The sequence below is a fragment of the Shigella sp. SIG6 genome (assembly GCF_053555815.1).
In genome coordinates, this window is sequence record NZ_JBQZXC010000071.1 from 1 (window position 1) to 18,348 (window position 18,348).

Below are 18,348 nucleotides of genomic sequence, written 5' to 3' on the forward strand. Positions count from 1 at the left end.
TCACCATCCTCTACATTCTCTTGTTTAGCGTTTTTCTACGTTTATTCTTCCGTCACACAGATAAATTCATCCGTTGCCAATCTGTCAACGGATGTTATCATATTGCCAATTTGTCAACGGACGTGATGAAGAATGCACCTGATAACTCAAAAAGCATTGAAAGATGCTGCGGAAAAATACCCGCAACATAAAACGGAGTTGGTGGCTCTGGGGAACACGATTGCTAAGGGATATTTCAAAAAACCTGAGTCATTAAAAGCAGTATTCCCATCTCTGGATAACTTCAAATATCTGGATAAGCATTATGTTTTCAATGTTGGGGGCAATGAATTACGTGTTGTAGCAATGGTCTTTTTTGAATCGCAAAAGTGCTACATACGTGAAGTTATGACGCATAAAGAATACGATTTCTTTACCGCTGTTCATCGTACTAAGGGGAAAAAATGATTGCGATTGCCGACATCTTGCAAGCAGGAGAAAAGCTAACTGCTGTGGCACCTTTTCTGGCGGGTATTCAGAACGAGGAACAATACACCCAGGCGCTGGAACTGGTAGATCATCTGCTGCTCAACGATCCTGAAAACCCCTTGCTGGATCTGGTGTGTGCCAAAATAACCGCGTGGGAAGAATCAGCGCCCGAATTTGCGGAATTTAATGCCATGGCTCAAGCCATGCCTGGCGGTATAGCCGTGATTCGTACCCTTATGGATCAATATGGTTTAACCCTTTCCGATCTGCCGGAAATTGGCAGTAAATCTATGGTGTCACGCGTTTTGAGCGGGAAGAGGAAATTAACGCTGGAACACGCTAAAAAATTGGCAACGCGATTCGGCATTTCTCCCGCCTTGTTTATTGATTAACGCGACGTGCCGGATGCGTTGCATCCGGCGCTTCAAATAACGATTTAAATCTCCAGCGCCAGCCGTGTTCCCTGGGCAATTGCCGTCGTGCGTCCAGCTCCATAGCCACATCGCAGCCGCCAATTAAATGCACAGTTTTCCCGCTATCAATCAGCGGTTGCGCCAGCGCGCGGTTTGGCTCTTGCCCTGCGCAGATCACCACATTGTCCACTGCTAATACCTGCGTTTCGCCGTTGATCACCACATGCAGCCCGTCATCGTCAATCTTCTGATAACTTACGCCTGGGATCATTTTCACACCCCGCGAGAGCAGGGTGGTGCGATGGATCCAGCCGGTGGTTTTGCCTAACCCCTGTCCCGGTTTGCTGGCTTTGCGCTGGAGCATCACAATTTGCCGTGGGCTACGCGGGATCTGCATTCCCTGCGGGCTTAAGCCACCAGCCTGTTGTAGGCTGCTGTCGATCCCCCACTCATTACAGAACCTGGCGATATTCTGGCTGGTGGATTCGCCCGGCTGACTTAAATACATCGCCGTATCAAAACCAATCCCGCCACAACCGATGATGGCAACCTTGTTGCCTACCGGCGCTTTGTCGCGCAGTACATCGAGATAACTCAATACCTTCGGATGATCGATCCCGTCGATAGGCGGAACGCGCGGCACGATCCCACTGGCGAGGCTCGTTTCATCGAACGCCTGTAACTGATCCGCCGTCACGGTGTGATTGAGTTTCAGCGTCACGCCCGTCACTTCGATCATCCGGCGGTAGTAGCGCAGCGTTTCGTAAAACTCCTCTTTGCCGGGGATCTGTTTGGCGATATTAAACTGCCCGCCGATCTCGCTGTGCGCATCAAACAATGTTACCTGATGCCCACGCGCCGCCGCGTTAATGGCAAACGCCAGCCCAGCAGGTCCAGCGCCGACCACCGCCAGATTTTTTTTCTGCACGGCGGGAAGGATTGGCATTTTGGTTTCGTGGCAGGCGCGAGGATTCACCAGGCACGAGGTGACTTTGCCAACGAAGATCTGATCGAGGCAGGCCTGGTTGCAGCCAATACAAGTGTTGATCTCATCGGCTCGCCCTGATTGCGCTTTTGACAGCAGTTCCGCATCCGCGAGAAACGGTCGCGCCATCGATACTATATCGGCATCGCCGCGCGAGAGAATATCGTCGGCAACCTGCGGATCGTTAATCCGGTTGGTGGTTACCAGCGGCAGCGAGACGTGGCCTTTCAGTTTGCGCGTGACCCAGCTAAATGCGCCGCGCGGCACGGGCGTGGCGATGGTCGGAATCCGCGCTTCGTGCCAGCCTATTCCGGTGTTGATAATGGTCGCGCCCGCCGCTTCAATGGCCTGCGCCAGTTCTACCGTTTCGGCAAAAGTGCCGCCGCCTTCGACCAGGTCGAGCATCGACAACCGGTAAATAATAATGAAGTCGTTGCCGACGCGTTCGCGCACCGTACGCACTACTTCTACGGCAAATCGCATCCGGTTGCGGTAATCGCCGCCCCACTGGTCACTACGCTGATTGGTGCGCAGCGTCAGAAATTCGTTGATCAAATACCCTTCAGAGCCCATCACTTCGACGCCATCGTATCCGGCCTCCCGCGCCAGTTGCGCGCAGCGGGCGAAATCGTCGATCAGTTGCAGGATCTCTTCATGGGTGAGTTCGTGAGGAACGAAACGGTTGATGGGGGCCTGCAATGCGGACGGTGCGACCAGATGCGGTTGGTAGCTGTAGCGCCCGGTATGCAAAATTTGCAGGGCGATTTTGCCGCCTTCCTGATGTACGGCTTCGGTAATGGTGCGATGGTGTGGGATCTGGCTGGCGTCGTTGAGCATTGCGCCACCTTCCATGCCAACGCCTGTTAAATCTGGTGCAATGCCGCCGCTGACAATCAGCGCCACGCCGTGACGGGCGCGTTCGGCATAAAACGCAGCCAGCCGTTCAGCACCGTCCGGGTATTCCTCCAGCCCGGTGTGCATTGAACCCATCAACACGCGGTTTTTTAACGTGGTAAAACCTAAATCCAGCGGGGCGAACAGCGACGGGTAGCTCATAAAATTGTCCAGTATGTAAAATAATTGTTATGTGGTCGGATGAGTTCTAATTTAGCCGTCGATGGAGAAAAGGGAAAAGGGAAAAGGGGAGTGCGGGGTTTGTGATGGGATTCAAAAAGAATACGCCCGGTGGTAACGCCGGATGCGACGCTTGCCGTGTTTTATCCGGCTTGGGGGATTGCACATGTAGGGCGGATAAGGCGTTCACGCCGCATCCGCCAGCCATTGCAAATTACTGCTTACGGAAAAAATCGTTATACAACATATACAAATGAGCGGCACTCCAGGAGAAATTTGGTGCGCCTTGCTGCGCGCCTGTCAGCGGGTTGTAATTCTCCTGAATTGGGCCATCGGCGGTTAATCCTTTGGCGTGCCTGAAGAACGTATCCGCCAGCTTCAGGGCATCATCACGATAACCGTAACGCTCCATCCCTTTCAGACCAAACCAGAACTGATCCACCCATACGCGCCCGCGCCAGTAGATATCAGCGCCAAAAGCCGGATTGGTTAACGCCGCCGTTCCCAGCGGAACAAAGGTGTTGAACTCTTTAGGATCGAGCATCACCTTCACCACCGCGTCGGCATTGGCCTGCGTTGCCGCACCGTTAAACAGCGGCGACCAGCCTTCCGGCCCTTTACCGCGCTCAACAATCGGTTTGCCCGCGCAGCCATTCGCCAGTGGTTTATCTTCAATACGTACGTCATAGTAGAACTGGGTAGTCGGGTCGAACATACAGGTGTTGATGTAGTCCGCGAGCTGCTGTGCCAACTGGCGATAGCGTTTGGCCTCTTCTGGCTTACCGAGGATGGTTGCCATCTCCGCCAGATAATGGTTATCGCTGTACATATAGCTGGCCTGATCCACCGACTCCTGCAATAGCGAGTAGCCCAGCAACGTTCCGTCCTGACTGCGGTTTTCGGCGAATTTCACCGTCCAGTCGCTACGTTTGCCGCCATTAGCGACATATTTATCCAACTGTTCTTTGTCGATAAAACCAAAGACGGCGGCATCATCACGCCCCGATTCCCACGACGCAGCGACCTGTGCCGGAATTTCCAGACTGTCGTACTGGCCTTTCTCCACCACGCGGGCGTAGTTGTTCAGCCCAGACTGCGTCTCTTCTTTATCGCCTTTTTTCACCGTAAACAGCATCTCGCCGCTCTCGGTGTTGTGGGCTTTGTCGCGGGTCGCGCCATATTCCGGCACCCCGTTGCCGTTATGATCGCGGTTACGTAACCACCAGTCGTGATAGGCCACCAGTTTCGGGTACATCTCTGCCAACCAGGCTTTATCCTGGGTGACGTTGTATACTTCCATCACCGACCAGGCGGCAAGGCTGGGTTTGGTATTACGTTCGTTCCAGTTGCCGCCATCGCCACCACGCTCGGGGCTAAGGTTCCACGCTATCAGGTCGGGGACAAAGCCCACATCCTGCGGACGCACGCTGTCGCCAGGCTGGATCTGCCAGGAGAAGACCGCGCGGATATTCTCTTTGGCGATATCCGGATTGAAATGCGCCATCGCAAACGCCTGCTTCCAGGTATCCCACGGCCAGGTCTGATTGCCGGAGAACCAGCGTCCGGTCACCGACGGCGTGACGGTGTTATAATTCACCGCACCGCCCGGTGAGCGCCAGTTACCGTTGAGCGTTTCGATCGCTTTCACCGCGACGCGCGTCTGTTCCGGCGTCGCATCCGGATTGGTTAACCCTTTCTTCAGGTATTCTTCCCAGCGTTGCTGCGAGGCGGTGAGATAAAACGCCGGACGCGCCAGAATATCGCGGATCTGCATTTGCTCTTTGCTAACTTCCTGAGCGGTCAGCAGATGGGAATAGGTGGTGTAGAGCGTGGTCGAACCGTTGATATGCGCCTTACTGGTAAAGCGATTACCGTTGATTTCAGTCTGCACCGGCAGGGATTTATGCACCTGATATTCCGATTCGCCGGAGGTCAGCAGATCCCAGGTGGCGCGCACTTTGCCAAAGGTGACTTTCAGGCCATCACGGGTGGCGCTGATTTTGCGCTGATAGTCAGGGTATTCGCCAGCAATGGTTTTATCGGAAAGCGGTTTCCCTTCTTTCGCTTCCAGTTTTTCCAGCAGTTCGCCATCCCACACCAGATCCAGCGGTTTATTGCTGATGATTTTAGTTTCCAGTAGTGACGTGCGCGGCGTGGCGAAGCGCAGAGTCATTTCGACCTGCACATCTTTTGCTGTCAGTTTTTGCACCAGCGCGCCGGGAATACTGTATGCCTCCAGCGTGAAGTTGACTTTCTTGCCGTCTTGCCAGACAGTCAGGCGGTCGAAATTGCTGGCCATAAAGTTGATGTATTCTTCCGTCAGCAGCGCAACGCCCGGAAAGCCGCCCATGGTGTTCGGGCCGTCTGGCAACAGATGACCATGCCAGGCTCCGAGATCGAAAAACGGATTAAAACGCTGGTGATCGTCGTAATCGTAATCCTTCATGTACTGCGGCGCACCAGTACGGTTAATCACGTTTTTATAATTGTCGGCGTTAGCGGCATGAGCGGAAAAACTTATCAGCAGAGCGCAGGTTACTGGCGTTAAAATAGTTTTGATTTTCATGAAATTACAGTCCTTATTACCAGTAGAAATATTGCATCAGGAAGATTTGGTCGCTGGGATCGTTAGAGGCATTTTTCATGTAGAAGTGGCTATCAAAAGCCGTGGCGAAACGTCCGCCGCCATATTCGTACCAGATACCAAACTGCATGAAAGAGGTGGTTTCATCGTCAGCGTGGTCAGGGCGATGTTTGGCGTAGGTGTAAGCGGTGGAGAGATAAACGCCCTTTAACGCTTCATACATGGCGCTCACCATCATCCCGCTTTCACTTCCCGGTACGTCCAGCCCGTCGGCACGTCCGGTATGGTGCCAGGCGCGAGCGGCAAAGTTAGGGGTAAACAGGCCCGTGAGATAGAGTTGTCCTGTGCCGTCGGTAATTTCCAGACCATTCATCCAGGTGATGCCTTCGGCAAGGTCATACTGGATGTAACCGTTCATCCATTGCCGGATAGGTGTATTTGTCGTCGTAGCGATCGTACTTGCCAAAATGTAGCCAGGCTTTGCTTTCGTCATGATGTCCGGCAGGTGTGGCGGTGACGCTATAACGAAAGTTGCCGCTTAAGTTCTGTACCTTCAGCGCGGTCATAATGTCGCGGGTATTGGGAATGACGTAGCCCAAATCGGGTGTGAAGTCGCCCCACCATTGCAGGTCATCCAGCGAGGAATCCTGACGCAGACTGAGCATGATTTCGGTGCCATCATTGGTACGATAACCGCCATAGAAACGGTTAATCCCACCTTCGAAACCACCCCAGCTATGGTCAGGCACCTAGGCATTACCGTCGTGGTCGGCCTGCACGGTCCAGCCTTCGCCGTAAATCAGGCCGAACCAGGAGCCGTACTTCATCTCCAGGCCACCTTCAATATAGGTGCCGTCGCTGTATTTATGTTTATTCTCACCCTCTAAATCCATATATCCACCAAGCCCTAATTCGCCGTAAAAACGAAATGAAGGAGAAGATGTCGAGGTAATTGCGGGTGTTTTTGTGTCGTCATGTTCTGCCGGACGTGCTTCTTCTCCTGCCGCAGAAAAGGCGTAGCAAAACGGCAGAGCAAGTAATGCTCTGCATGGTGCAGTGATTAATTTCATTGTGTTAATCCATGAGCTAAAGAAAAAGTACAGCCTTTTATCGTTGTAATTATAAAAATATAAAGGCAGAAACTATTTTCCCTCTCCTCATCCAGGAAGAGGGAAAATGCCTGCTCATTTTTTATTAGTCTGCTTAATCAACATTGCTGGCTGGCGTCGCTTCAATATGGCGCTCTTCAGCCGTTAATCCCTTTATATATTTACTGTATTTCCACCACGCAAAGCCGAGGAAGATAACAATACCGCCGACGTTATAAAAAATGATGGTCAGAATATTCGCGCCAGTCGGGAATGTCGAAGCGACAAACCCTACGGCAAATATCGCAATCAGCATTGAAACAACGATAATACCGGTGCGGCGGGAGCCCATACGGAAATCGCGTGGCAGGTGATCTAATTTGGCGCGTAAATTCAGGTAAGCCAGCATGATGAATAACGGCGGAAGCATGGACGCTGCGGCGGTCATATTAATAATGGTATTCATCAGATCCTGCACGGTATTGGAACCGAGCATCGGGATAATCATCAGCGGGATGACGATCAGAAACTGGATCCATGCTGCGCGCGCCGGAACGCCGTTTTCGTTAAGTTCGACGGTTTTCTTACCAAAGATGCCTTCCGGGATTTCGGAGAAGAAAATTTTCACCGGCGTTGCGGTCCACATCAGCAGGGAACCGAACATTGCGGTAAAGGACACCAGACCGACAAAGCGATTCATCAACGCTTCCGGCAGACCAAAATACGCCGCCATGCCGTGGAATACCTGCACCGATCCGCCGGTAAATTTCAACTCTTTGCTGCTGACGAAGACGTTAATCAGCACCGAGGAGACGGAATACAGTACGCCGATAAAAATCCCGGCGAGGATGATCACTTTAATGAACGATTTCGAACCGCCTTTGACGTCGTTAACGTACACCGCGACGGACTCCGCGCCACCTGCGGCCATAAAGATCCAGGTGGTAACGCCGAGGAACGCCCAGTTGAAGTTCGGGATCATCGCGTCAACGGTGATCGGATCGGCAGGCTGTACGCCGCCAACCAGTGCCGTACCTGCCAGTAAAATGTAGGAGAGCGTTAACAGCAGCATCAGCGTTGAATTGACGGAGGTAATTGGCCCCAGCATTTTCGCCCCGTTGGTGGAAACCTAGGTGGAGAAGGCGAACAGCACCATACTGATAACGGTGGTGGCAACCGGCGTCATAATATATTCGTAGCCGAGGAAGGCATACGAAGCATAAGCAATAACGCGCGGCAACAGCGAGGTGAAAAAGAACAGATTTACGAACCAGTAAGTGTAGGCAGTAATAAATGCCCAACGTCCGCCCAGCGAACTTTTTACCCACGCGTAGACACCGGCTTCTGAGTTTTTATTTAACGAAACAAATTCTGCGATGATCAGACAGAAGGGAATAAAATAAAAAATCGTCGCGAGGAAAAACATCGGTGCCGAGGCCAGTCCAAGCTCAATATTATTATTGATAACGTTGTTAAAGCTGTAAACGGCGGCAAAAGTCAGCGAGAGCAAGCCGAATTTGCCGATTGTATTACGTTTGGTATCAGACATAACACATCTCCGAAAATGTGTAGGGTAGCGGTGGCGGCAAACTCCTTTTGCCGCCGTAGTTGTTATTTGTTATGGAAATAACCATCTTCGATGGTGACTTTGAGAACCACTTTTTTGACCGCGTTATTGCAGATAAACCGATATGCTTCATGGATATCGCAAATAACGATTTGCCCTTCGTGGACCTCTACGGTTTCTCCGCAGCCTTTTAAATATTCACGGTCAGTTTCATCACGATAATATCCCACTACCTGTAATGTCTCTTTCGGCGCATATTCAATTTTTTGCTGCCCTTGCAGGTAGTAATGCACTTCAAAATAGCGTCGATGCCCGGTAAATAGCGCATCGGTCGCGGAGTTATTTTCCACACGGTAGGTCAATGAATCACCGATGGAGTGGGCGACGCCAGGCTGAATGTTGTCGATATTTTCAATCGCTTCAACGCAGCGTTGCCACTTCTTGCCAGAGGCGTAAATCTGGCGGAACTGTTCTAAGTTATCGATGATCCTCATTGCTTATTCTCGCTGTGCAAATTCGTGGAAAAGAACCCTGCGCCGAACTCATACGACGCTAGGCTTTGCGCGGTAGCTTCTCCGCCAGAAACCGGCAGCAACGTAAAGCCGTAGCTGAAGTCACGGAACCAGACGCGCCAGGAGTCCAGCACCTCGCTGCCCCAGGAGTTGGAGCCGAGGCCAAGTAGCTGGTGGTCGAGGTTCAGGGTGATGTCATCACTGCGCTGCAGCTCGTTACAGTGCTGGGCAGCGTGGATGTTTTCCTGGGTATAGTGCCAGGCGCTGAAGTTAATTGGGCGCTGCGGAACCACCAGCAGACCGTTGCCGTGGCGGTTAGTCAGTGCCGTCCAGCGGACATGCTGACGGTTGCCGTTGTTCTGCGGGAAGGGATAGTTCTCGAACATGGCATCGACGGTGCTGCGCCAGATATCGATGATGTTAGCCTGCTGGCTGTCGGCGTAGTTTTCGCCCGGTCCACGACCGTAATACGCCACCTGATCGTATTCGCCGTTAATCCCCATGGTGAAACCGATGCACGGAATGATGTGCGGATAGTCGCCGTAACGCTCGCCGGAAAGCGCCACGTTAATCTGGCCATCGGCAGCGATGCGCCAGATGTAGGTACAGCGCATCCCGAAGTCAAACACCGGCGGTGCAATAACTGTGCGGCTGATGATCAACACTTCACCATCGCTCTGTTCTACGGCAAAGTCGCGCAGATGTTCCTGCATGATCTGCAAATGATTCGGCTGCCACAACCCTTCGTACTCCTGCTTGTGGTTGTCGATCATCGGCTTGAAGAAGTTGATCTTTGGCTCGCGGGTCAGCAGCGACTCGCCATTTACCTGCCAGGATGTCGGTTTGCCACTCATTTTTGAGAAGGTGATCGCGAAGTTGTAGCCGCGAACGGTGCAGCTCAAACGATCGTCTTCCAGCGTCAGCGGACGCGCATTATTTGGTGCGAAAGGCACTGGCTGCGCGGTGTTTTCCTTCAGCGGGAACTGATAAGTGGCGATAGAATGCCCGGCTTCGCTGTAGCGGGTGCGGGAATCTTTGGTCACCGTAATGTTGAGGAACGCTTCGCGGGCGTCCAGCTGCGGCAGCGTGATCTGCAAGGGGGCTTCGCTGTTCGGCGCAACGTCGCGCAGTTTAATCTGCTGCGTCGCGAGCGTTTCACCTTCGGCGCGCACCTCTGCGTGCAGGGTGTAGTCATCAAGCGTGGTAAACCACAGTTTATTTTCGACTTTCAACTCGCCGCGAGTCAGCGCGTGGATTTTTACCGGCGCGATAACCTGTTTGTACTCTTTCAGGCCCGATCCCGGCGTCTGATCGGAATAGATCAAACCATCAAGACAGAAGTTATAGTTGTTGGGATAGTCGCCGTAGTCGCCGCCGAATTTATACCAGACATTGCCGTGGTCGTCCTGTGCCTGGATCCCGTGGTCGCACCACTCCCAGACATAATGACCCTGAATGCAATCGTGCTTATAGAAGACGTTCTGGTACTCCGTCAGCCCGCCCGGTCCGTTCCCCATCGCATGAGCATATTCACAGATGATGCGCGGCTTCGGATGCGGGTATTCACCAAACTCATTCATCAGCGGCACGCGGGTGTACATGGTGGAAATAATATCGACCACTTCAGCATCGCGATCTTCTTCGTAATGCACCAGTCGCGTGTCATCCAGCGCTTTCGCCGCATGGTACATCGCGCGGATGTTACAGCCATAGCCGGATTCATTGCCCAGCGACCAGATGATGATCGACGGATGGTTTTTCTGTGCGTGGATATGGCGAACAATGCGCTCGACGTAGACTTTTTCCCACTGCGGATCGTCGGTAATACGGCTGATATCGCCGACATTAGCAAAGCCGTGCGATTCGACGTCGGTTTCCGCCATCACAAACAGGCCGTAGATATCACACAGTTCGTAAAAACGCGGATCGTTCGGGTAGTGAGCGGTACGCACGGAGTTGATATTGTGCTGCTTCATCAACTGGAGATCTTTCTCGACGCGATCCATTCCAACGGCGCGGCCTTTGCGATGATCGTTGTCGTGACGGTTGACGCCGTGCAGCATCACATAACGGTTATTGATCCAGAACAGACCGTCGCGCACTTTGATATCACGGAAGCCAACGCGTTGTGGCACCACTTCCAGAACGTTGCCGTTGGCGTCTTTCAGCGTCATGACCAGATGGTAAAGATAAGGGGATTCTGCTGACCATTGCTGCGGCTGTTCGACAGTAAAAGCAAAGCTGGCGCTGGTCAGTTTTTCAATTGCCAAATGATCAATGGCGCTGCTGTGCACCACGCGTTCGCCATCAAACAGGGTATATTCCAGCGTCGTGACGACAGGGGAGGCGGCGAGATTTTCCAGCACCACTTCGCAGGAAAGCGTGGCATCGCAATAGGCTTCGTCAAAGTCGGTACGCACAGTGAAATCGTTAATATGCGTTAGGTGTTTTCCGACCAGATAAACATCGCGGAAGATCCCCGCCGACCACCACATATCCTGGTCTTCCACGTAGGTAGAGTCCGCCCACTGCATCACGCGCACACACAACAGGCTGTCGCCGGTTTTAACCATCGCGCTGATGTCAAACTCTGCGGTCAGGCGACTGCCCTTGCTGAAACCCACATACTGACCGTTAACGTAGACTTCAAAATAGGTTTCGACGCCGTCAAATTTAATCAGCGTCTGTTTACCCTGCCAGCCGTCGCTGAGGGTGAAAATACGTTGATAGGCACCGGTTGGGTTATCGCTGGGGACAAACGGCACATCGATGGGGAACGGAAAACCTTCGTCGGTATATTGCAGTTTGCCGTGACCTTCCATTTGCCACATGGCGGGGACGGTAATATGCCCCCAGTCAGCCATTAACTCAGAGGTGAAGGCTTCTGGTACTTGCAGCGGATGGTCAAAAAAGTGGAAATTCCACTGACCGCTTAAGGGCAGAAACAGGCTGCTGGTTTCGCGGGCAAAGGTACGCGCTTGCGCAACAGAATCATATGAAAAAAAGTACGCACGCGGCGCAAGTCGGTTTTCGTGGGTGAGCTGAATGTTTTCCCAGCGATTCATAGGGCCTCCCGGTAGAGAGAAATCGGAACCATTCATGGTGATGGTAGTTTGTGTAATTGCTGGGGAGTTTAGTAAAATTTTTACTAAAAAATAGCAGGTAAATGCATTTACTTTAACTGGATCACGAAAATAAACGGCAGCACTGTCCGGCAAAAATGATTGCCGGACAGTGTGTAAGGGGATTTAACGGGTCGTGCCGCGCAGTTTTAATTTGCTGGGAACGAAGACTAGCAGCGGCAGCGCGCGACCATCGCGGGCTTTTTCATACACCAGGTTAACGCCCTGACTTCCCATCATCTCGGAATGGATGCGCACGGTGGAGAGCGGCGGAAAGGTAAATCGCGCGGTGGGGATATCGTTAACGCTGATAAGCGAAATATCTTGTGGGATGTTCAGGCCACGTTCATGAATTGCCCGCAGTACGCCGATAGCAATGGAATCGGAAGCAACAAACAGTGCCTTCGGATAGTCTTCCCGCGCCAGCATTTGTTTTGCCAGTTCATAACCCGACGAACTGGAAAAACCGCCGCGCCAGATATCCTCTTCGCGTACCACTTGTTTCAGTCGGCCATATTCCGCAAAGGCGACCTCACGAATATCCGCCTTGCCAGGCTCATCTTCACCGCCAATAAAACCAATACGATTAACGCCCTGGTTGATATAGAAGTCGATGATTTCTTTACTGATGCGTGCCAGATCGATATCCACCGCATCGTAACCGCTGCCGGGTTCGTGAAAGTCGATAAAACAGATATTGTCGGTCAACGCGCTGGCAGCGGCGCGCAGGGCGGGCGTGGGTTTGCCGACAATTAAAATACCGGTGACGTTTTTAATGTCTGGTAATCCGTTGTGTTCATAACAGTTGGTCAGTTCGATCGCCAGCTTTTCGCACTGAGTTTCAATGCCGTGGCGGATCGCCAGATAGTAAGGATCGTTGATCTCCAGCTCCTGCTGGTAGCTGTAGATAGCCAGAATATGGTGTTGGTTGACTGCGCCTGTCTGTAGTTTACGGGCGCTACTGGTCTTGTACTCCAGCTTTTCGGCGATCTCGAGAATGCGATGTTTCGTCTCTTCTTTCACATTCAATGTCGGATCGTCATTTAAGACCCTGGATACTGTCGCCAGGGATACGCCAGCTTCGATTGCGATGTCTTTTAATGTTGCCATGTTTACCTTTTTTACTTTCCCTGATGTGCGCCCCCATTGTAGAGGAAGTGCTTATCGGGTCACCTGTTTTCAGTAAATAAAGCGCGTTTCTTTGACGCTGTAACGGTAACACAGCGGCTTAGGAATGTGATCACGCCTGCATTCTCCATTTTTAGCCTACAGGATTGAGAAAAACTTTTGCTATGGTTTAGTAAAATTTTACCCGAAGGGAGGAAGCAATGGAAACCGTGGCTTACGCTGATTTTGCACGTCTGGAAATGCGCGTCGGAAAGATTGTGGAAGTGAAACGCCATGAAAACGCCGACAAGCTGTACATCGTACAGGTTGATGTGGGGAAAAAACACTGCAAACCGTGACCAGCCTGGTGCCGTACTACAGCGAAGAGGAGCTGATGGGGAAAACGGTGGTGGTCTTATGCAATCTGCAAAAAGCGAAAATGCGTGGTGAAACGTCGGAATGCATGCTGTTGTGTGCGGAAACCGATGACGGCAGTGAAAGCGTGTTGTTAACGCCGGAGCGGATGATGCCTGCGGGCGTACGCGTCGTATAAAAAGATCGGATGGCGACGTCGTATCGCCATCCGATTTGATATTACGCTTCTTCGACACTTACTCGCATGGCCGCCAGCGCCTTACGCGCCGCTTTGATCACCAGTTCACACTGTTCAATGGTCAGTGTCAGTGGCGGTTCAATGCGGATCGTTTTGGCGTTATTGAGCGTTCCGGCCACCAGTACGCGCTGGCGGAACATCTCGCTGGCAAAGTTATAGCCGATTTCGTTATCAACAAACTCAATCGCCATCAACATCCCTTTACCACGCGCTTCCTGTACCAGATCGGGATATTCCCGCGCCAGTTGACGGAAACCGTCCAGCAACATATCGCCTTTTTGCTCAGCCTGAGCCGGTAAGTTCTGCTCCAGCAACACATTGATGGTCGCCAGCGCCGCCGCACAGGCCAGCGGGTTGCCGCCAAAGGTGGTGGTATGCAGGAATGGGTTGTCGAACAGAACTGAAAACACCTCTTCAGTGGCGATGGTCGCGCCAATCGGCATCACGCCGCCGCCGAGGGCTTTTGCCAGACACAGAATGTCCGGCTGAACGTTCTCATGTTCGCAGGCAAACATCTTGCCCGTGCGCCCCATGCCCGTTTGTACTTCATCGAGGATCATCAGTGCGCCGAACTCATCGCACAGCTTACGCACGGCGGTGAGATAGCCCGGCGGCGGCAGAATTACGCCACCTTCGCCCTGAATCGGTTCGAGGATCACCGCAGCCACATCATCACCGGTTTTTTTGCACTCATTAAGAGCCGTGCGCATGGCTTCGATATTGCCAAACGGCACATGACGGAACCCTGGCAGCAGTGGCATAAACGGTTTGCGGAAGGTCGATTTCGCCGTGGCCGACAGCGCGCCAAGTGATTTATCGTGGAACGCGCCGCTGGTGGCAATAAAAGTAAATTTGCCGCGCGGCGACTGATAAGCCTTCGCCAGCTTCAGCGCCGCTTCAACGGACTCGGTACCGCTATTACAGAAGAAGCTGTATTTCAGTTTACCGGGCGTTAGCGCAGCAAGGGTTTTCGCCAGCATAGCCCGTAACGGATCGAGTAGCTCCTGGCTGTGCAGTGGTTGTTTCGCAAGTTGATTCTGTACGGCGGAAACCACAACTGGATTACGGTGCCCCACGTTGAAAATTCCAAAACCTCCCAGGCAGTCGATAAACTCCTGTCCCTGGGTGTCGACAAGCGTATTTAAACCTCCCGCTTGCCACTCTACGGCTCCGTAATCCCCGCCGGCGGTAACAGATTTGCGATACTCTAAAAACCCCGGATTGACATGCTCTTTGAAGTATTCAATCACCTCTCGGTTAAGTGCTTTCATCTCCTCATGATCCAGCGTTCGCTTCTCAATGAGATTCAGGGCGTGGGCGCTGCACGCTAAAGCCGATGCGCTCGAAAGTAACCTGTTCAAAATATGCTCCGGAGGCTCGCGTATCACATGATACCGATTTAAGTATTGCAGGGATTGCGCCACTCCGGCTGCGATCGCGAAAATCGGGATAAACACAAATGCGGTTATCATTTGTGCAATATTTAATGCTATCCGCTAACATTTGTTGTTATTTTGCACGGTTTTTGTCGGGTATGGATTTGATGATTGCTGCGCACATGCACGTTTTCAGGGCAATAATTGCCTGATTTTTGGGCAAGATAATTAACGTTTTCGTATAGTAACAGAGTGAAAGTATTTTAAATCAAAGAATTAGATTTGTGCTTTAATCGCAAATTGCGATCTAAATCAAATTAATCGGTTAAAGATAACCGCAGCGGGGCCGGCATAAACTCTGACAAGAAGTTAACAACCATATAACCTGCACAGGACGCGAACATGTCTTCTCATCCGTATGTCACCCAGCAAAATACCCCGCTGGCGGACGATACCACTCTGATGTCCACTACCGATCTGCAAAGCTATATCACTCATGCTAATGACACTTTTGTGCAGGTGAGCGGCTTTACCTTGCAAGAGTTACAAGGGCAGCCGCACAACATGGTGCGTCACCCGGATATGCCAAAAGCGGCGTTTGCGGATATGTGGTTCACCCTGAAAAAAGGGGAGCCCTGGAGCGGCATCGTGAAAAATCGCCGCAAAAATGGCGACCATTATTGGGTGCGGGCCAATGCGGTACCGATGGTGCGCGAGGGAAAAATCAGTGGCTATATGTCGATTCGTACCCGGGCGACGGATGAAGAGAGTGCGCAGGTGTCGGCGATGGTGAAACACCGCGCCAGCCGACTGGAAGACGCGGTGACGGTGCTGCATTAATCGGTATGCCGGATCCGGCGGTTGGAGCACAATGCCTGATGCGATGCTGGCGCATCTTATCAGGCCTGCGGGGTGTGTAGCGGGTGTAGGCCGGATAAGGCGCGTCAAGCGTCGCATCCGGCAATTGCACCGCGCCACTGGCAGATGCGGCGATTAATCCAGTTGCGTAATATCAAAAGCGGCGCGGTCGATCACCGCAATGATCTTTTTTATTTGTGCATCACTGATATCGCTCTGGTTGATGCGTAAATCCAGCACCGCTTTAAAATTATCCAGCGCCCGCTTCATTTGCGGGTTCTGGCGCAGCGCCGCGCCAACGCAACGCGCTTTGATGCGTTCTTCAATCATCTCCACCTGTTCGCGGTTTTCTTCCAGCCACTGCGCGCCTTGTTCGGTCAGCGCAATCTGCTTCTTACCACCTTCCTCTTCGCGGATGGTAATCAGCGACTGCTCCTGCAGAAAATCCAGCGTCGGGTAGATGACGCCCGGGCTTGGGGTGTAATTCCCCTGGGTTAGATTCTCAATCGCTTTAATCAATTCGTAACCGTGGCTGTCATCGCGCGAGAGAATATCCAGAATCACCAGACGCAATTCACCGTGACCAAAGAAACGTTGCCGACGACCGCCGCCGCGACCGTGGCGACCACCGCAACATTGACCGTGTGCATGCTGGTGACCGTGTCCGCAGTGCTCGTGTTCTGACTTCTCACCTTTGCAGCAGCCCTCATGGCGTGGCTGGCCTTCATGTTTACAACACCCTTCGTGATGATGGCTCATATCAGCCTCCTTTTGCTTGATTAGATATATCTAATTTATATCTGATGTGAGCATTACTGCAAGTACAAAAATGATTTTTAAACGTGGAAGCACCTCACATCTAGGCCGGATAAGACGTTCACGCCGCATCCGGCAGCATTGCTATGGCACTGAATGCCTTCACATACTTCAGACATATCAGTTCTACAAATCGCTTGCATTTATCATGATTAACAATCATTATCATTTGCGAATTTTATTTAGATATATCTGATTACCATCACGAAGGCGATAACAATGAATAACACCCCCCGCTACCCGCAGCGCGTTCGCAATGATCTGCGCTTCCGTGAACTGACTGTGCTACGCGTTGAGCGCATCAGCGCCGGTTTTCAGCGCATTGTCCTTGGCGGCGAGGCGTTGGACGGTTTTACATCGCGCGGCTTTGACGATCACAGCAAACTCTTCTTTCCTCAACCTGACGCTCACTTTGTGCCGCCAACGGTAACGGAAGAGGGCATCGTCTGGCCGGAAGGACCACGCCCACCGTCGCGTGACTATACGCCACTGTATGACGAACTACGCCATGAACTGGCGATCGATTTCTTTATTCACGACGGTGGGGTCGCCAGCGGCTGGGCGATGCAGGCGCAACCGGGCGATAAACTTACGGTGGCAGGCCCGCGCGGTTCGCTGGTGGTGCCGGAAGATTACGCGTATCAGCTGTATGTCTGCGATGAATCCGGAATGCCCGCACTGCGCCGCCGCCTGGAAACGTTGAGCAAACTTGCCGTTAAACCGCAAGTTAGTGCGCTGGTTAGCGTGCGGGATAACGCCTGTCAGGATTATCTCGCGCACCTTGATGGTTTTAATATCGAATGGCTGGCACATGATGAGCAGGCGGTAGATGCGCGTCTGGCGCAGATGCAAATCCCTGCCGATGATTACTTCATCTGGATAACCGGCGAAGGTAAAGTCGTTAAGAATTTAAGCCGCCGCTTTGAAGCGGAACAGTATGACCCACAGCGGGTACGTGCAGCGGCTTACTGGCACGCAAAGTAACTGATATATAAAAAGAAAAAGGCTGACGATTTCTCGTCAGCCTTTGCTATATCTGGTGGCCCCTGCTGGACTTGAACCAGCGACCAAGCGATTATGAGTCGCCTGCTCTAACCACTGAGCTAAGGGGCCATGGTAGCGGATTATAAAGTAACTCCGTGTCGCAATCCAGCCATTACCGCGCGCCTGCTGTTTTTATAAACAATGTATTTTCAATCCGTTATACTTTTCCTGGTGATGTTAGAAAGGAGTAAATATGGTTGAGGATATTTTGGCTCCAGGGTTACGGGTCGTGTTTTGCGGTATCAACCCTGGGCTTTCATCCGCCGGGACTGGTTTTCCCTTTGCTCATCCGGCAAATCGCTTCTGGAAGGTGATATATCAGGCCGGGTTTACCGACCGTCAGTTGAAGCCGCAGGAGGCACAGCATCTGCTGGATTATCGTTGTGGCGTCACCAAACTGGTAGACCGTCCAACGGTGCAAGCCAATGAAGTTTCAAAGCAGGAGCTGCACGCAGGTGGGCGTAAGCTGATTGAAAAAATTGAAGATTATCAGCCGCAGGCGTTGGCGATTCTGGGCAAACAAGCATATGAACAGGGATTCAGCCAGCGCGGTGCACAGTGGGGGGAAACAAACGCTCACCATTGGTTCGACGCAGATTTGGGTGCTGCCAAATCCCAGCGGTTTAAGTCGCGTTTCACTGGAGAAACTGGTTGAAGCGTATCGCGAGCTGGACCAGGCGCTGGTAGTGCGTGGGCGATAAAAAACGCCACCGAAAAGGTG

At 52.3% G+C, this 18,348-nt stretch carries 9 protein-coding genes, 1 tRNA gene and 6 pseudogenes; 6 read left to right on the forward strand and 10 right to left on the reverse strand.

What is annotated here, in order from left to right:
• The first annotated feature begins 132 nt into the window (after nucleotides 1-132).
• Nucleotides 133-447, forward strand: coding sequence for a type II toxin-antitoxin system toxin HigB (gene higB, locus ACUU1M_RS12655; RefSeq protein WP_000550189.1), 315 nt, complete (start codon nucleotides 133-135; stop codon nucleotides 445-447).
• Nucleotides 444-860 carry a type II toxin-antitoxin system antitoxin HigA gene (higA, locus tag ACUU1M_RS12660; RefSeq protein WP_000560266.1) on the forward strand — a complete coding sequence of 139 codons (417 nt, stop codon included), beginning with the start codon at nucleotides 444-446 and terminating at the stop codon, nucleotides 858-860. Before higB ends, higA begins: the two co-directional genes overlap by 4 nt.
• 44 nt (nucleotides 861-904) lie before the next feature.
• Here the strand turns inward: higA and fadH are convergent.
• The 7 genes and pseudogenes from fadH to ebgR all read right to left on the reverse strand — a co-directional run bounded on the left by fadH (nucleotide 905) and on the right by ebgR (nucleotide 12,923).
• Nucleotides 905-2,922 (reverse strand): annotated as a pseudogene (gene fadH / locus ACUU1M_RS12665) (NADPH-dependent 2,4-dienoyl-CoA reductase).
• A 232-nt stretch (nucleotides 2,923-3,154) separates the two neighbouring features.
• Entirely contained in the window at nucleotides 3,155-5,506 is a 2,352-nt protein-coding gene (gene ygjK, locus ACUU1M_RS12670; protein ID WP_000695506.1) for an alpha-glucosidase, read from the reverse strand.
• 16 nt (nucleotides 5,507-5,522) lie between these two features.
• A pseudogene (gene ygjJ / locus ACUU1M_RS12675) lies at nucleotides 5,523-6,594 on the reverse strand (protein YgjJ).
• 133 nt (nucleotides 6,595-6,727) lie between these two features.
• Nucleotides 6,728-8,161: pseudogene (locus ACUU1M_RS12680) on the reverse strand (amino acid permease).
• A 62-nt stretch (nucleotides 8,162-8,223) separates the two neighbouring features.
• Entirely contained in the window at nucleotides 8,224-8,673 is a 450-nt protein-coding gene (locus tag ACUU1M_RS12685) for a beta-galactosidase subunit beta (RefSeq protein WP_001219945.1), read from the reverse strand.
• The gene (ebgA, locus tag ACUU1M_RS12690; protein ID WP_001082906.1) at nucleotides 8,670-11,756 is read right to left on the reverse strand and encodes a beta-galactosidase subunit alpha; all 3,087 of its coding nucleotides are present in this window, start codon (nucleotides 11,754-11,756) and stop codon (nucleotides 8,670-8,672) included. The genes ACUU1M_RS12685 and ebgA overlap by 4 nt, the downstream gene beginning before the upstream one ends.
• Nucleotides 11,757-11,939: 183 nt before the next feature.
• On the reverse strand, nucleotides 11,940-12,923 hold the full coding sequence (ebgR, locus tag ACUU1M_RS12695) for a transcriptional regulator EbgR (protein ID WP_000212445.1): 984 nt from the start codon (nucleotides 12,921-12,923) through the stop codon (nucleotides 11,940-11,942).
• A 218-nt stretch (nucleotides 12,924-13,141) separates the two neighbouring features.
• On the opposite strand from ebgR, the pseudogene ACUU1M_RS12700 reads away from it, so the two are divergent.
• Nucleotides 13,142-13,473: pseudogene (locus ACUU1M_RS12700) on the forward strand (tRNA-binding protein).
• 41 nt (nucleotides 13,474-13,514) lie between these two features.
• Here the strand turns inward: ACUU1M_RS12700 and ygjG are convergent.
• A complete protein-coding gene (gene ygjG / locus ACUU1M_RS12705; RefSeq protein ID WP_042774594.1) occupies nucleotides 13,515-14,894 on the reverse strand; it encodes a putrescine aminotransferase in 1,380 nt (459 codons plus the stop codon).
• 417 nt (nucleotides 14,895-15,311) lie between these two features.
• Between ygjG and ACUU1M_RS12710 the strand changes: the two are divergent.
• Nucleotides 15,312-15,704: pseudogene (locus ACUU1M_RS12710) on the forward strand (PAS domain-containing protein); the annotation flags it as partial.
• Between the two features lie 198 nt (nucleotides 15,705-15,902).
• On the opposite strand, the gene nfeR reads toward ACUU1M_RS12710, so the two are convergent.
• Complete coding sequence (gene nfeR / locus ACUU1M_RS12715; protein ID WP_152028970.1) at nucleotides 15,903-16,526, reverse strand: DNA-binding transcriptional regulator NfeR; 624 nt, start codon at nucleotides 16,524-16,526, stop codon at nucleotides 15,903-15,905.
• A gap of 276 nt (nucleotides 16,527-16,802) precedes the next feature.
• On the opposite strand from nfeR, the gene nfeF reads away from it, so the two are divergent.
• Nucleotides 16,803-17,567 carry an NADPH-dependent ferric chelate reductase NfeF gene (nfeF, locus tag ACUU1M_RS12720; RefSeq protein ID WP_001066494.1) on the forward strand — a complete coding sequence of 255 codons (765 nt, stop codon included), beginning with the start codon at nucleotides 16,803-16,805 and terminating at the stop codon, nucleotides 17,565-17,567.
• A gap of 53 nt (nucleotides 17,568-17,620) precedes the next feature.
• Here the strand turns inward: nfeF and ACUU1M_RS12725 are convergent.
• A tRNA-Ile gene (locus ACUU1M_RS12725) sits at nucleotides 17,621-17,696 on the reverse strand.
• 124 nt (nucleotides 17,697-17,820) lie between these two features.
• Here ACUU1M_RS12725 and mug point away from each other — a divergent pair.
• Nucleotides 17,821-18,328: pseudogene (gene mug, locus ACUU1M_RS12730) on the forward strand (G/U mismatch-specific DNA glycosylase).
• The last annotated feature ends 20 nt before the right edge of the window (nucleotides 18,329-18,348 follow it).